General features: G+C 68.7%; 15 protein-coding genes and 1 pseudogene. 7 read left to right on the forward strand and 9 right to left on the reverse strand.

The window, feature by feature from the left end; all coding sequences use genetic code 11:
• Window positions 1-365 precede the first annotated feature (365 nt).
• Window positions 366-1,007, reverse strand: a complete 642-nt coding sequence (locus AB0D57_RS41590) for a DNA-3-methyladenine glycosylase (protein WP_362086276.1) — start codon at window positions 1,005-1,007, stop codon at window positions 366-368.
• Window positions 1,008-1,176: 169 nt separating this feature from the next.
• On the opposite strand from AB0D57_RS41590, the gene AB0D57_RS41595 reads away from it, so the two are divergent.
• The 3 genes from AB0D57_RS41595 to AB0D57_RS41605 all read left to right on the forward strand — a co-directional run bounded on the left by AB0D57_RS41595 (window position 1,177) and on the right by AB0D57_RS41605 (window position 3,193).
• Entirely contained in the window at window positions 1,177-1,962 is a 786-nt protein-coding gene (locus AB0D57_RS41595) for a sporulation protein (RefSeq protein WP_362086279.1), read from the forward strand.
• A gap of 40 nt (window positions 1,963-2,002) precedes the next feature.
• Window positions 2,003-2,542: a YbhB/YbcL family Raf kinase inhibitor-like protein gene (locus tag AB0D57_RS41600; RefSeq protein ID WP_362086282.1), complete on the forward strand. Its 540-nt coding sequence runs from the start codon at window positions 2,003-2,005 to the stop codon at window positions 2,540-2,542.
• A 144-nt stretch (window positions 2,543-2,686) separates the two neighbouring features.
• Complete coding sequence (locus AB0D57_RS41605; protein ID WP_362086285.1) at window positions 2,687-3,193, forward strand: HNH endonuclease; 507 nt, start codon at window positions 2,687-2,689, stop codon at window positions 3,191-3,193.
• Window positions 3,194-3,304: 111 nt separating this feature from the next.
• On the opposite strand, the gene AB0D57_RS41610 is transcribed toward AB0D57_RS41605, so the two are convergent.
• From AB0D57_RS41610 to AB0D57_RS41620, 3 genes are all read right to left on the reverse strand, one after another.
• On the reverse strand, window positions 3,305-4,240 hold the full coding sequence (locus tag AB0D57_RS41610; protein WP_362086288.1) for an SPFH domain-containing protein: 936 nt from the start codon (window positions 4,238-4,240) through the stop codon (window positions 3,305-3,307).
• A 131-nt stretch (window positions 4,241-4,371) separates the two neighbouring features.
• Entirely contained in the window at window positions 4,372-4,806 is a 435-nt protein-coding gene (locus tag AB0D57_RS41615; RefSeq protein ID WP_362086291.1) for an NfeD family protein, read from the reverse strand.
• A gap of 103 nt (window positions 4,807-4,909) precedes the next feature.
• A complete protein-coding gene (locus tag AB0D57_RS41620) occupies window positions 4,910-5,701 on the reverse strand; it encodes an ABC transporter ATP-binding protein (protein ID WP_362086294.1) in 792 nt (263 codons plus the stop codon).
• Window positions 5,702-5,822: 121 nt separating this feature from the next.
• Here AB0D57_RS41620 and AB0D57_RS41625 point away from each other — a divergent pair, with 121 nt between their 5' ends.
• Entirely contained in the window at window positions 5,823-6,611 is a 789-nt protein-coding gene (locus tag AB0D57_RS41625; protein WP_362086297.1) for a hypothetical protein, read from the forward strand.
• A 19-nt stretch (window positions 6,612-6,630) separates the two neighbouring features.
• Here AB0D57_RS41625 and AB0D57_RS41630 read toward each other — a convergent pair.
• From AB0D57_RS41630 to AB0D57_RS41645, 4 genes and pseudogenes are all read right to left on the reverse strand, one after another.
• Window positions 6,631-6,738 (reverse strand): annotated as a pseudogene (locus AB0D57_RS41630) (chaplin family protein); the annotation flags it as partial.
• A 42-nt stretch (window positions 6,739-6,780) separates the two neighbouring features.
• The gene (gene chpE / locus AB0D57_RS41635) at window positions 6,781-7,026 is read right to left on the reverse strand and encodes a chaplin ChpE (RefSeq protein ID WP_362086300.1); all 246 of its coding nucleotides are present in this window, start codon (window positions 7,024-7,026) and stop codon (window positions 6,781-6,783) included.
• Between the two features lie 164 nt (window positions 7,027-7,190).
• Window positions 7,191-7,832 carry a response regulator transcription factor gene (locus AB0D57_RS41640; RefSeq protein ID WP_362086303.1) on the reverse strand — a complete coding sequence of 214 codons (642 nt, stop codon included), beginning with the start codon at window positions 7,830-7,832 and terminating at the stop codon, window positions 7,191-7,193.
• On the reverse strand, window positions 7,825-8,970 hold the full coding sequence (locus tag AB0D57_RS41645) for a GAF domain-containing sensor histidine kinase (protein WP_362086306.1): 1,146 nt from the start codon (window positions 8,968-8,970) through the stop codon (window positions 7,825-7,827). The genes AB0D57_RS41640 and AB0D57_RS41645 overlap by 8 nt, the downstream gene beginning before the upstream one ends.
• Before the next feature lie 188 nt (window positions 8,971-9,158).
• On the opposite strand from AB0D57_RS41645, the gene AB0D57_RS41650 reads away from it, so the two are divergent.
• The 3 genes from AB0D57_RS41650 (at window position 9,159) to AB0D57_RS41660 (ending at window position 12,031) form a co-directional block, all read left to right on the forward strand.
• The gene (locus AB0D57_RS41650) at window positions 9,159-9,860 is read left to right on the forward strand and encodes an SDR family NAD(P)-dependent oxidoreductase (protein ID WP_362086309.1); all 702 of its coding nucleotides are present in this window, start codon (window positions 9,159-9,161) and stop codon (window positions 9,858-9,860) included.
• A gap of 46 nt (window positions 9,861-9,906) precedes the next feature.
• Window positions 9,907-10,986, forward strand: a complete 1,080-nt coding sequence (locus AB0D57_RS41655) for an S-adenosylmethionine:tRNA ribosyltransferase-isomerase (protein WP_362086312.1) — start codon at window positions 9,907-9,909, stop codon at window positions 10,984-10,986.
• 295 nt (window positions 10,987-11,281) lie between these two features.
• Window positions 11,282-12,031, forward strand: a complete 750-nt coding sequence (locus tag AB0D57_RS41660; protein WP_362086315.1) for a transglycosylase SLT domain-containing protein — start codon at window positions 11,282-11,284, stop codon at window positions 12,029-12,031.
• An 80-nt stretch (window positions 12,032-12,111) separates the two neighbouring features.
• Here the strand turns inward: AB0D57_RS41660 and AB0D57_RS41665 are convergent, their stop codons facing one another.
• Window positions 12,112-14,601, reverse strand: a complete 2,490-nt coding sequence (locus AB0D57_RS41665; protein WP_362086318.1) for an FHA domain-containing protein — start codon at window positions 14,599-14,601, stop codon at window positions 12,112-12,114.
• Window positions 14,602-14,828 lie beyond the last annotated feature (227 nt).

Genomic DNA, 14,828 nt, shown 5'->3' on the forward strand with positions numbered 1-14,828 from the left:
AGGAACGGACGCTTCCTTTGTACTCACCCGAGAGACTCTCTCAGGCTTTCCTCCGGGCGCTTCCCTTCGGTCTTGCGTTTCCGACTCTATCAGACTCTTTCGTGTCCGATTCCCTGTCGGCGGGATTTGCCTTCCAGCTTTGAGTGCTTTCGCCTCTCGGCCTTTCGACATTCACTACGTTAGCCGATTCCCTCCGCAACTCATAATCGAGTTTTCGCGAGTTCGAATTCAGACATGCAGGCATGCCGAATTCGCCCCCGCCGAGGGGAAGTCGTAGGTAGTGGGTTGGCCACTCTCGGCTGCTGGCTGAACGCCGTAACCGGTTCAAGCGGCTCGGGCTACATTACGGACCCCCCAAGGACGCGTCAAGTTGAGCGACGGCGGGGCGTATGGGCCCGATAAGGGCTCACCGTGGGGTCGTTGGCGATCCAGAAGCGCCACGGGTGGACACCCCCGTCGCCGGCCACGCCGGTGCGGGGACCGCTGCGTACCTGGTCGGAGTGGACAGGGGTGCCCGTCAGGATCGTCAGCGGGGCGCCTCCGGGGGCGCACGCGTCGGTGCCGTCGAGCGCTCGGTCCACCCCCAACGCCGTGGCCAGGCGGGCAGGCCCTTTGGCCAGTTCCTTGTCATTTCGGGCCGAGAGTCGACGTTTGCGGGCGAGTTCGGCGCCCTCGACGACCTCGCCGGCCCGCAGCAGCACCGCGCTTGCACTCCCCTCCGGACCGCACACCAGATTCATGCAGTGCCACATGCCGTAGGTGAAGTAGACGTACACATGCCCGGGCGGACCGAACATCACATCGTTGCGGGCTGTGTGGCCGCGATAGGCGTGGGAGCCGGGGTCGTTCGTGCCGTCGTACGCCTCGACCTCCGTGAGGCGGAGCGCGATCGGACCGTCCGGTGTGGTGCGGACAAGGATGCGCCCCAGGAGGTCGGGGGCAACGTCCAGTACGGGGCGGTCGAAGAACTTCCGGGTGAGGGGCGTACGGTCAGGGGCCGCGATCATGGCGTACGAGCGTAGCCCAGTAGTACTGGACGACGGGCTGTGCAGACGGGGTGGTCAGGGGGCGTCTTCCTTGGAAGGGTGAGGGTGCGGAACCGGCCGCCATCGAATCGCGTTTGTAAGGATCAAGGATCGGGACAGAGCACAGGCATCTGCCTGGGGAGGAAGTGACATGGGGTTCAAGCGGCTGCTTGCGAGCCTGGGTGCCGGTGGAGCTTCGGTCGAGACGGTACTGACCGAGGTCAACGTCGTTCCGGGCGGTGTCGTGCAGGGCGAGGTGCGGATCCAGGGCGGGTCCGTCGATCAGGCCATCCAGGGGCTGTCGGTCGGGCTCCAGGCCAGGGTCGAGGTCGAAGGGCATGACGACCAGGAGCACAAGCAGGACATCGAGTTCACCAAACTGCGGCTCGGCGGGGCCTTCGAGCTGCAGGCCGGTGCCGTGCACGCGGTTCCGTTCGGACTCGACATTCCGTGGGAGACCCCGATCACCACGATCGACGGGCAGCCTCTGCGCGGGATGAACATCGGTGTGACCACGGAGTTGGACATCGCGCGCGCCGTGGACTCCGGTGACCTGGACCCGATCAATGTGCACCCGCTGCCGGCGCAGCAGGCGATCCTGGATGCCTTCATCCAGCTGGGCTTCCGCTTCAAGAACGCGGACATGGAGCGCGGTCACATCCGGGGCACCCGGCAGAAGCTGCCGTTCTACCAGGAGATCGAGTTCTTCCCGCCGTCGCAGTACCGCGGTCTGCACCAGGTGGAGCTGAGCTTCGTCGCGGACGAGCGCGAGATGGACGTCATCCTGGAGATGGACAAGAAGCCGGGCCTCTTCAGTGAGGGCAGCGACTCGTTCCGCTCCTTCAAGGTGGGGCTGCACGACTACCAGGGCACGGACTGGACCGCGTACCTGAACCAGTGGTTGTCCGAGGTCGGCAGCAAGCGCAGCTGGTTCTAGGCTCGGGATCGAGAGATTCCGCCGTTCAGGAGGTACTGACGTGACCGAGCTCAAGCGGCCGCCGCTCCCCCATGACTTCCATCCGCCCGTTCCTGCGTTCACGATCACCAGTGAGGACGTCGAGCCGGGCGCGGTGCTGAAGGACGCTCAGGTCTACGCAGCAGGGAACACCTCGCCGCAGCTGAGCTGGGAGGGCTTCCCGCCGGAGACCAAGAGCTTCGCCCTGACCTGCTTCGATCCGGACGCACCGACGGGGAGTGGGTTCTGGCACTGGGTGGTGTTCGACATTCCGGTCTCGGTCACGGAGCTGCCGACCGGCGCGGGCACCGGCAAGTTCGAGGGGCTGCCCGAGGGGGCGGTCCACGTACGCAATGACTACGGGGCCAAGGACTTCGGTGGTGCCGCGCCGCCGGCCGGGGATCCGGCGCATCGCTATGTCTTCACCGTGTATGCCGTGGATCAGGAGAAGCTCGGTCCCGACGCGGATGTGTCGGCCGCCGTCGTGGGCTTCAATCTGCGGTTCCACACGTTGGCGCGCGCCCAGCTGATCGGTGAGTACGCGGCTCCCGCGCAAGACTGACGTTCACTGAACGTTTGCCCGCCTCTGGTCTTGGAAGTGATCAGGGGCGGGCATTTTTTTATTGCGTTGTCCATCTCGGCGTGCCCGGCCAGAGTTGATCCAAGCCCGCCAGGGGTGGGCCGGTGCAAACGGGAGGTGGGCAGGATGCGGGACACGCTGGTTCTGAACGCAAGCTTTGAGCCGCTGTCGACGGTGACGTTGAACCGAGCCGTCGTTCTGGTGCTCCAGGACAAGGCCGTTGTCGAGCAGGCCCACCCCGAACTCCGTATGCGCGGTGCCGCGCTCGACATACCCGTGCCCCGGGTGATCCGGCTGTGCAGGTATGTACGGGTGCCTTTCCGAAGACAAGCACCATGGTCGCGGCGCGGCGTGCTGGTACGCGACCGGCACAGGTGCGCGTACTGCGGAAGGCGTGCAACAACCGTCGACCACGTGGTGCCGCGTGCGCAGGGCGGTCAGGACTCCTGGCTGAACACGGTCGCGTCCTGCGCGGAGGACAACCACCGCAAGGCGGACCGTACCCCGGAGCAGGCGGAAATGCCGTTGCTGCGGCAGCCGTTCGAGCCGACGCCCGCGGACGCGATGCTGCTGGCGCTGGGCCGGGACGACTTCGATGCGCTGCCGGAGTGGCTGGCGCAGCCGGCCGCGTAGGCGCTCCGCTGGGAGAGCCGGAAAACTGCCGGTAGTTCGTTCGCAGCGGGTCATCTGTGGCTGAGCTCGGAATTCCCCGCGCCCCTCGGTGGGGCGCGGGGCTGGCTGTCGTCAGTCGGTGACGGAGGGCTTCTCGCGGCGCTCTGCGCCGCCGTTGCCCGAACCGCCGCCCATCGGACCGAAGTTGCCCATGGCGCCGCTGAGGCCCTTGAGGGCGTCGCCGATCTCGCTGGGCACGATCCAGAGCTTGTTGGCGTCGCCCTCGGCGATCTTGGGGAGCATCTGGAGGTACTGGTAGGCGAGGAGCTTCTGGTCCGCGTCACCGGCGTGGATGGACTCGAAGACCGTACGGATGGCCTGGGCCTCGCCCTCGGCGCGCAGGGCGGCGGCCTTGGCCTCACCTTCGGCGCGCAGGATCGCGGACTGCTTCTCACCCTCGGCGGTGAGGATCTGCGATTGGCGGATACCTTCGGCGGTGAGGATCGCGGCGCGCTTGTCACGGTCGGCGCGCATCTGCTTCTCCATCGAGTCCTGGATGGAGGTGGGCGGCTCGATGGCCTTGAGCTCGACGCGGTTGACGCGGATGCCCCACTTGCCGGTGGCCTCGTCGAGGACGCCACGCAGGGCCGCGTTGATCTCCTCGCGGGAGGTCAGGGTCCGCTCCAGGTCCATGCCACCGATGATGTTGCGCAGCGTGGTGACGGTGAGCTGCTCGATGGCCTGGATGTAGCTGGCGACCTCGTACGTGGCGGCGCGCGCGTCGGTCACCTGGTAATAGATGACCGTGTCGATGTTGACCACCAGGTTGTCCTGGGTGATCACCGGCTGCGGCGGGAACGGGACGACCTGTTCACGCAGGTCGATGCGGTTGCGGATCGAGTCGATGAACGGGACCACGATGTTGAGGCCCGCGTTCAGTGTCCGCGTGTAGCGGCCGAAGCGCTCGACGATCGCGGCGCTGGCCTGTGGGATGACTTGGATGGTCTTGATCAGGGCGATGAAGACCAACACCACCAGAATGATCAGGACGATGATGATCGGTTCCATCGTTGCTCCCCGTACCCTTCTCCGCCTCGGTAATTCCTGAAGATCTTATGGTTGTTGAAGATCTTGCTGGACGAGTCTGACAGACCGCCGTCTGCCACGTGGGGCGTTCGGTTCACTTGCGTCGTACGAGGTCACATGACGATGGCCGTGGCTCCGTCGATGTCCACGACGTCCACCTCCTGGCCTACCTCGTAGGCCTGACCGGAGTCGAGGGCGCGCGCGGACCAGATCTCTCCGCCGAGCTTGATCCGGCCGCCGCCAGAACTGTCCACCCGCTCCAGGACGACCGCCTGCTTTCCCTTCAACGCCTCCACGCCGGTGGCGAGTTGGGGCTGCTGGGCGCGGTGCCGGGCCGCGACGGGCCGTACGACGGCGATGAGGGCGACCGAGACGGCGGCGAAGACGAGCACCTGGAGGACGACACCGCCGCCGAGACCCGCCGCGATGGCGGCGGCGCCGGCGCCGACGGCGAGCATGCCGAACTCGGGCATCGCGGTCACCACGAGCGGGATACCGAGTGCGGCCGCGCCGATCAGCCACCACACCCATGCGTTGATGTCGTTCACATGGTCATGGTAGGTCGGCGGTCCGGTGGCGGACAGGGCGCAGATCGGGTTTAGAACGGGCTTCTTGTGGGCGCTTTCCGCCGTGGTCCCCCGGTTTCCCCGGTCAGGACATCGGCAGTCCCTGCGCGGTCCAGCGCTCGCCGACCTGTTCGACGACGAGCGGGAGGCCGAAGCAGAGGGAGAGGTTGCGTGAGGTGAGTTCGAGCTCCAGCGGGCCCGCGGCGAGCACCTTGCCCTGACGGATCATCAGGACATGGGTGAAGCCGGGGGCGATCTCCTCGACGTGATGCGTGACCATGATCATGGAGGGGGCGATCGGGTCGCGGGCGAGGCGGCCGAGGCGGCGTACGAGGTCCTCGCGGCCGCCGAGGTCGAGGCCGGCGGCGGGCTCGTCCAGCAGGAGCAGCTCGGGGTCGGTCATCAGGGCGCGGGCGATCAGGGTGCGCTTGCGCTCACCCTCGGAGAGTGTGCCGAACCTGCGGTCCAGGTAGTCGCTCATGCCGAGGCGGTCGAGGAAGGCGCGGGCGCGCTGCTCGTCGATGTCCTCGTAGTCCTCGTGCCAGCCGGCGGTCATACCGTAAGCGGCGGTGAGCACGGTCTGCAGGACGGTCTGGCGCTTGGGCAGCTTCTCGGCCATGGCGATACCGGCCACGCCGATGCGCGGGCGCAGCTCGAAGACGTCGACCTTGCCGAGCGTCTCGCCGAGGATCGTGGCGGTGCCCTGGCTGGGGAAGAGGTAGCTGGAGGCGAGGTTCAGGAGGGTCGTTTTTCCGGCACCGTTCGGACCGAGGATGACCCAGCGCTCCCCCTCCTTGACCGACCAGGAGACCTGGTCCACCAGAGCCCGGCCCTCGCGGACCACGGATACGTCCTCCAGCTCCAGTACATCGCTCATGAGCGCGTTGTCTCCCATTGCAGTCTCGGCCGTCGCTTACGTCTGTGGACGAAGCCCCCAGGGAAAACCTACGCCACCGGTCGGCCGCTCCCATCCATCGGTCGGTCCTTAGGGTGGAGGCATGCTCTCGGAACCACGCTCAGGACGGTTGGCCGCATGGGGAAATGCCCTATTGGCCGGACTTGTATCCCCGGATGACGCCGTGCTCACCATTGTCGGTGAGGACGCTGTGCACCGGGTCGAAGGGCTGCCGGGCGAGTCGGGGCCCGTCGGACTCACGCTCGCCCTCGGACGGCTGCGCGCGCTCGGGGTGACCGGACTGCGGGTCGCGCTGCCCGCGCCGGGGCATCCGCTCGGGCTGAGCGGACCGCCGGACTTCAACGCGCGGGCCATCGAGGCCGAGGAAGCGGTCGTCTGTCACGGCGCCGCGCTCGGGCTCGTGCCGGAGGTGTACGAGGCCGGGCCCGAGGGTGATGTCCATGTCGAGGTGGTGTGGCACTGCCTCGCTGTGCGGGAGGCTCCGCCCGCCGATGTGCCCTCGCTCGGTGAGGCCGAGCGGGAGCTGGCGGAGGCGCTCCGCGAAGCGACGGAGGTGTTGTCGCGGCTCGACGTCGCCGGGTCGGGGCCGGTCGCGGAGGCGGCGGTCGATGCGTATCGGGCACGAGCCGAGCGCGGGCGCGAGGTGCTGGCTCCCGGATATCCGCCGCGTGCGGTACGGGTGTTGGAGCTCGCCCAGCGGGTGGGGCTGCTGATCTCCGTCGCGTACGAGAACGGGCATGGCGGGGCGGTGAGTGCCTCGGAGATGTCCGCGCGGGCGCTGGCGCTGCGGCCGGTGGAGCGGACGGCGCGGCGGGCTCAGGTGGCCGCGTACAACGCGTTCGTGGAGGAGCGGGAGCGGGGGGTTCACTGAACCCGGGGGGGATCTGTCCGAAGTTGCCCGATCCGACGCCCGGCGACTTCACGGCCGTGCCCGCGGCATCCGCGTCGGCGACAGCGGCACCGGCTGATGAGCCGAGAAAACCTGACCGGCCTCCCAGGAGTGCCTGGGAGGCCGGTGGTCACGACGATTCGGGCGGACCTCAGTGGTTGAGGCCCAGGTTGCCGAAGGCCGGGTTCAGTACGCCGATCACGTTCACGCTGTTGCCCACCGCGTTCACGGGGATGTGGATCGGGGCCTGGACGACGTTGCCCGAGACGACGCCCGGGGAGCCCACGGCCTTGCCGTCCGCCCATGAGCCGTCCGTCGCGGAGGCCATGCCGGCACCGGCGGCAACCAGGCCACCGGCCACCATCGCGACAGCCGTGGCCTTCTTCAGGTTCTTCACTTCTAAGTCCCCTCCTGACGATCGCTGCGGCAAGGTCGCCGCAGCACGCACTGGAGAACGGCCGGAGTCCGCGGAGGATGCGCCAACCGGGTGACATACACACGACGGTATGAATCTCAGCCCGGAGCGGAACCATCCGGATTACCGCCCGTCTGCGGGGGCGATCAGCCCGCGGCCCCATGCCGTACGGCCCAGAGCGCGGCCTGTGTCCGGTCGGCGAGGTCGAGCTTCATCAGGATGTTCGAGACATGCGTCTTGACGGTCTTCTCCGAGAGGACGAGCGCGCGTGCGATTTCGCGGTTGGAGCGGCCGTCCGCGATCAGGCCGAGCACCTCGCGCTCCCGCTCGGTGAGCGAACTCCCTCTCCCCTGACCCGAGTTGGCCTCCTCCTGGGACAGCAGAACACCCGCGACCTCGGGCTGCAGCAGGATGTGCCCGGCGTGCACGGATCGGATGGCTCCGGCCAGGGCGTCGGGGTCGACGTCCTTGTACACATACCCGGCGGCGCCCGCGCGCAGGGCCGGGACGACCGTGCGCTGCTCGGTGAAGCTGGTGACGATCAGCACGCGCGCGGGGTTGGCGAGTTCGCGGAGTTTGCGCAGCGCGTCGATACCGTCCATGCCCGGCATCTTGACGTCCATGAGGACGACGTCGGGCTTCAACTCCTCGGCGCGGGCGACCCCCTCGGCGCCGTCGGACGCCTCTCCCACGACCTCGATGTCGTCCTGCACTTCGAGGAAGGTGCGCAGGCCCCGGCGGACCACTTGGTGATCGTCGACCAACAGCACCTTGATTGCGTCAGCCACCAGGGACCTCCATCTCGATCGTGGTGCCCTTGGCGGGCGCCGATTCCACGGCCAGAGTGCCGCCGACGCCGCTCGCCCGGTCACGCATGGACACCAGGCCGAGGTGGCGTCCCGCGGTGCGTGTCGCGGCAGGATCGAAGCCGCTGCCGTCGTCGGTGACACGCAGGAGGGCACCAGGACCGCGCTTCTCCAGGGTGACGTCGACCCGGCCGGCTGCGGAGTGCCGCAGCGCGTTGTGCAGGGCCTCCTGGGCGACGCGCAGCATGGCCTCCTCCTGGGCGGCCGGCAGCGCCCGCACCCCGCGGCTGGTGAAGGTCACGCGTGCGGAGTGGGCGCGGTCGAGGACCTGGATCTGAGTACGCAGGGTGGCCACCAGGCCGTCCTCGTCGAGGGCGGCGGGGCGCAACTCGATGACGGCGGCGCGCAGTTCGTCGGTGGCCTCCGCGGCCAGCGCGGCCACCTGTTGCAGTTCGCCCTTGGCGCGGGCGGGGTCGCGGTCGACGAGGGCGGCGGCGGCCTGCGCGGTCAGGCGCAGGGAGAACAGCTTCTGGCTGACGGCGTCGTGGAGTTCATGGGCGAGCCGGGAGCGCTCCTCAGCGATGGTGAGTTCGCGGCTGCGTTCGTAGAGCCGGGCGTTCGTCAGGGCGATCGCCGCGTGCTGGGCGAGGATCGTCAGGAGCTCCTGGTCGTCCTCGGTGAAGCCACAACTGCCCTCCGGCTTCGGACAGTTCTTATTGGCCAGGAAGAGTGCTCCGATGACCTCGTCACCGTCGCGGATCGGCAGGCCCAGGAAGTCGGACATGTCGGGGTGGGCGGCGGGCCAGCCCTCGAAACGAGGGTCCTTGCGCACGTCGGCGAGTCGCTCGGGGCGGGCGTCGTGCAGCATCGCGGCAAGGATGCCGTGCTGGCGCGGGAGCGGGCCGATGGCCTTCCACTGGGCGTCGCTGACGCCGTCGACCACGAACTGGGCGAAGCCTCCGTGGTCGTCGGGGACGCCGAGCGCCGCGTACTGCGCGTCGAGCAGCTCGCGCGCCGAGGCGACGATCGTCTTGAGGACGTCGCGCACCTCGAGGTGCCTGCTCATGGCCAGCAGCGCGGAGCTCACCGCGTACAGACCGGACCGGGGGCCTTGGCTCATGTCCCCAAAGTACCGGCGGGGTGTGACAGTGCGTATCCGACCTGTGGTGGCCGCCGCCTAGGCCGGTGGGCCTAGGCCGAAGGACCCCAGGTCATTGGGGCCCGCGGACGAGGCGGCGAGGGCGGCCCGATTCCTAGGTTGAGGGCATCCGCCGAGATCGGCGGTGCAGGGACGAGGGGACGGACGTCATGCCGGTAGCGATCATCACGGGGGCTTCGAAGGGGCTGGGGCGGGCGCTCGGTGCGGCCCTCGCGGAACGCGGCTGGGATCTGGTGCTCGACGCCAGAACCGCGGGGGTGCTGGAGGAGACGGCGGTGGCGCTGTCGGCGTACGGGACACGGGTGGCGGCGCTGCCCGGGGACGTCACGGACGCCGGGCACCGCGCCGAGCTGGTGGCGTCGGCCCGCGGGCTCGGCGGCGTCGATCTGCTGGTGAACAACGCGAGCGCGCTGGGCGCCGAGCCGCTGGTCCGGCTCGACGGCCTTCCCCTGGACGGGCTGCGGCGGGCCATGGAGGTCAATGTGGTCGCGGCGCTGGGCCTGGTGCAGGAGGCACTGCCACTGCTGCGGGCCTCGGCGGCGGGCACGGTCGTGTCGATCAGCTCGGACGCGGCCGCCGAGGCGTACGAGACCTGGGGCGGTTACGGGGCGTCGAAGGCCGCCCTCGACCATCTGTCCGCGGTGCTCGGCGAGGAGGAGCCCGGGCTGCGGGTCTGGGCCGTCGACCCCGGGGACATGGGCACGGACCTGTACGCGGCGGCCGTACCGGACGACGACGATCCGCGACCTACGCCGGCCAGTGTGGTTCCGGCCTTCCTGCGCCTGCTGGACGAGCGTCCGGCGAGTGGCCGCTATGCGGCGCCCGGCCTTCTGCCGGAGGTGGCCCGGTGAGCGAAGCAAGCGGTGGCTACGGTGCTCCGGTCCTGCTGGAGGTGCGATGACGGCCGCCGTGCGGGTTCCCGAGGAGCTGTCCGCGCGGGTGCCGGCCGAGCAGCGCGGGAGCGGGCGGGACCGGGACTCCGTACGGCTGCTCGTCTCGCGCGGCATCGAGGTGTCGCATCACGCGTTCGTGGAGTTGCCGCGGCAGCTGCGGGCCGGGGATCTGCTTGTCGTCAACACTTCCGCCACGCTGGCCGCGGCCGTCGACGGGCGGATCGGGCACGCGCGCGTGGTGGTGCATTTCTCCACGCGGGGCGATGACGGGCGGTGGGCCGTCGAGCTGCGGGATCCCGACGGAAGGGGCACCACGCGCGCGCGTGCGGGCGGGCCCGCGGGCACAGAGGTGCGCCTTGCCGGGGGCGTACGACTCCTCCTGGAGGATCCGCTGACGCCACGGAGCCCGCGGCTGTGGTGGGGGCGGGTGTCGGATCCGGACGTGCCGGGGCTGCTGCGAAGGCACGGCCGCCCCATTCGTTACTCCTATACAGAGAGGGATCAGCCGCTGTCCGTCTATCAGACGGTGTTCGCGCTGCCGTCCGCCGACGGCAGCGCGGAGATGCCCAGTGCGGCGCGGCCCTTCACCGCGCATCTGGTGGCGGAGCTGGTCAGCCGGGGCGTGCAGTTCGCGCCGATCACGCTGCACACCGGTGTCGCGTCGGCCGAGGCCCACGAGCCCCCGTATCCGGAGCGGTACGAGGTGCCGGAGGCTTCGGCCCGGCTGATCAACGCGGCGCGGGCGGGGGACGGCCGGATCATCGCGGTCGGTACGACGGCCGTACGCGCCGTCGAGTCAGCCGTGGGCTCCGACGGGGTGGTCCGGGGCCGCAAGGGCTGGACGGACCTCGTGGTGACCCCGGAGCGGGGCGTACGCGTGGTCGACGGGCTGCTGACCGGGCTGCACGAGCCGGAAGCCTCGCATCTGCTGATGCTGGAGGCGCTCTCGGGACGGGCGGCGATCGAGCGCAGTTACGGCGAGGCGCTGAGGGGGCTCTACCTGTGGCACGAGTTCGGGGACGTGCACCTCATCCTCCCGGAGGAGCACCCTCACGCTGAGCATTGCGCCAGCAACTGCCGGTGAATCCGACGTCAGGACGGTGTGAGCCCGCACATAGGACGCACATCACGTACGAAGGTGCATAGGAGATAAAGGGTACCTAGTGAGCGGGGCAGACGTGACAGTCTGCCCCGATTTGCCCTTCATGGGTCCACTACCCGGCTTCGTATGTAACGTCATTGCCAGGGAATTTTGCGACCGCTAAGAATTGCCTCCGTCGCTCAGCACCGCGGGTTCCGCCCCCGGCGCTTGTTCCGGAAACACTCTGTCCCCGCCGGACCGAGAGCGACCTCCGCGCTATTCGAAGAGGTCCTCAGCCATGCCCAAGAACACCCGCACTCCTGGACATAGTCCGAAGCTGACCAAGGTCCACAAGCTGTCGATCGCCGGTGTCGCCACCCTCGGTGCCGCCGCCCTCGCCCTCTCCTTGGCTCCGGGCAACCCGGGGACCACCACCACGGCCGACGCCGCCTCCTCGGCTTCGGTCGCCATCGGCCAGCAGCCGATCAAGGACGTGAAGGCCCGCATCACCGACCAGCTGGCCGCCGCCAGCGTGAAGACCGAGGCCGTCGCGGCGCAGAAGAAGGACGCCGCGGAAACCGCGAAGAAGGCCGCCGAGGCTGCCAAGGTGCAGGCTGCCACCGAAGCAGCCACCGAGCAGAAGGCGGCGGACGCGCGCACGACGGTGCAGGCCGCGAGCCGCTCCACGCAGCGCGTCTCGGTCCAGAACGTCGCCATGAAGACGTACGCCAACAACCTCGACGGCTGGATCCGCCAGTCGCTCAGCATCATGGCGAAGCACGGCATCCCGGGCACCTACAACGGCCTGTACCGCAACATCATGCGGGAGTCGTCGGGCAACCCGAACGCCATCAACGGCTGGGACATCAACGCCCAGAAGGGCACCCCGTCGATCGGTCTGCTGCAGATCATCAAGCCGACCTTCGACGCCTACCACGTCCCGGGCACGGCCTGGAGCCAGTACAACCCGATCGCCAACATCACGGCCTCCGCCAACTACGCGGCCGACCGGTACGGCTCGATCGACAACGTCAACAGCGCGTACTGAGGCGCCGAGCGCGGAGCTCTGACACGTACGCCGAAGGGCGGCACCCCGGCGGGTGCCGCCCTTCGGCCATGCCTCCGTGATTACTTGCGCATGACCTCGGGCTCGTGGCGGCGCAGCAGCCGCGCGACCACGAAGCCGCAGACCACGCCGATGCCGATCAGTACGCCCATGTCGATGAACCACTGGCTCAGCTGGTGGTCCCACAGCGGGTCCCCGGGTTTGCCGGGCTGATACGGCAGCAGGACGTTGAGCTGCGCGGTCGTGCCCGCCGCGGCGACCGCCCAGCGCGAGGGCATCAGCCAGGCCAGCTGCTCGACGCCGACCTTGTCGAACAGCTGGAAGAGGCAGCCGGTGAAGACGACCTGGACGATCGCGAACATCACCAGCAGCGGCATGGTCTTCTCGGCCGTCTTCACCAGCGCGGAGATGATCAGGCCGAACATCATCGAGGTGAAGCCGAGGGCCATGATCGGCAGGGTGAGCTCCAGGGCGGGCGCGCCCTTCAGCAGCAGGCCCTCTTCCGGCAGCTTCTCGGCTCCGAGCGAGAACAGGCCGATGGCGCCGATGATGCCGCCCTGCAGGATGGTGATCACGCCGAGCACGACGACCTTGGACATCAGGTACGCCGAGCGGGACAGGCCGGTCGCCCGCTCCCGTTCGTAGATCACCCGTTCCTTGATCAGTTCACGCACCGAGTTGGCCGCGCCGGAGAAGCAGGCGCCCACGGCCAGTATCAGCAGGATCGTGCTGCCGTCCCGGTTCGAGAACGGCGGATTGCCGTTCTGCGGGCCGAAGGCGAGGCCCGACTTGGCCGGGATCAGCACGCTCACGACGCCGAGGACGGCGGGCAGGATCACCATCAGGAGGAGGAAACCCCGGTCGGACACGATCACCGACGTGTAGCGGCGGATCAGAGTGGCCAGCTGCGAGCCCCAGCTCTGCGGCTTCGGCGGCTTCATCGCCTGCTGCGGTGACACGTTCACCGACTGCGGGGCGACCGCGTCGATGTCCGCGGCGTACATCTGGTAGTGCTGCGAGCCCTTCCAGCGGCCCGCCCAGTCGTAGTCGCGGTAGTTCTCGAAGGCGGAGAAGACATCGGCCCAGGTGTCGTAGCCGAAGAAGTTCAGCGCCTCCTCCGGCGGACCGAAGTAGGCGACGGAACCGCCGGGCGCCATCACCAGGAGTTTGTCGCAGATGGCCAGCTCGGCGACCGAGTGCGTGACGACGAGGACCGTACGGCCGTCGTCGGCGAGGCCGCGCAGCAGCTGCATGACGTCGCGGTCCATGCCCGGATCGAGGCCGGAGGTCGGCTCGTCCAAAAAGATCAGCGACGGCTTGGTGAGCAGCTCCAGGGCCACCGAGACGCGCTTGCGCTGGCCACCGGAGAGGGAGGTGACCTTCTTCTCCTTGTGGATGTCCAGCTTCAGCTCGCGCAGCACCTCGTCGATGCGGGCGTCGCGCTCCTGCGTCGTGGTGTCCGCGGGGAAGCGCAGCTTGGCCGCGTACTTGAGGGCCTTCTTGACGGTCAGTTCCTTGTGCAGGATGTCGTCCTGCGGGACCAGACCTATGCGCTGGCGCAGCTCGGCGAACTGCTTGTACAGGTTCCGGTTGTCGTAGAGGACGTCGCCCTGGTTGGCGGGGCGGTAGCCCGTGAGCGCCTTCAGGAGTGTCGACTTGCCGGATCCGGAGGGGCCGATGACCGCGATGAGCGACTTCTCGGGCACACCGAAGGAGACGTCCCTCAGGATCTGCTTGCCGCCGTCGACCGTGACAGTCAGATGGCGGGCCGAGAAGGAGATCTCACCGGTGTCGACGAACTCCTCGAGGCGGTCGCCGACCAGGCGGAACGTCGAGTGGCCGACGCCGACGATGTCGTTCGGGCCGAGCAGCGCCGAGCCACCCTTGGCGATCGGCATACCGTTGACGTACGTGCCGTTGTGCGAGCCGAGGTCGTGGATCTCGTAGCGGCCGTCGGGCGTCGCGTGGAACTCGGCGTGACGGCGGGAGACTTGGAGGTCGGAGACGACCAGCTCGTTCTCCAGCGCACGGCCGATGTGCATCACCCGGCCGAGGGCCAGCTGGTGGAAGGTCGTAGGGCTGCGGTCGCCGTAGACCGGTGGTGCCCCCGCGCCACCACCGGGTCCCTGTTGCGGCGGGATGTGCGCGGCCTGCTGCGGCTGCTGGTGGCTCTGCTGCGGCGCCTGCTGGGCCCAGCCAGGGCTCGCGCCCTGCGCGGCGTACGGCTGTTGCTGGGGCTGCGCCTGCGGTGTGGCGACGGCGGCACCGGACAGGTTCAGGCGTGGGCCGTCGGTCGCGTTGCCGAGGTGCACGGCGGAGCCGGGGCCGATCTCCGTCTGGTGGATCCGCTGCCCCTGCACAAATGTGCCGTTGGTGCTGCCGTGATCCTCGATGGCCCAACTGCGGCCGCTCCAACTGATCGTGGCGTGGCGCCAGGACACCCTGGCGTCGTCGAGCACGATGTCCCCCTGCGGATCGCGTCCGAGGGTGTATGACCTGGACGCATCGAGCGTCCAGGTTCGTCCGTTCAATTCCAGTACGAGTTCCGGCACTCCATGCCCCACTGAGTTGTCCCCCGAGTTGTCCCCATCGCAAGGAGTCTAGGGATGTCGAACATCGGGGGGAACTATTTCAGGAGCAGCCCTCTGACCGAAAGCCGGGCGCCGTGCAGACCGTGTACGGGCGGGTTGTCCGTTTCCGTTGACGCGGTTGAAACCGGACCGGAGAGTGGTAATCCGATGCGAGGGGGACATCCGCGGTGGCGACGCCGCGGCGCGGA

It is taken from the genome of Streptomyces sp. NPDC048275, assembly GCF_040652275.1.
Taxonomy (GTDB): Bacteria; Actinomycetota; Actinomycetes; order Streptomycetales; family Streptomycetaceae; genus Streptomyces.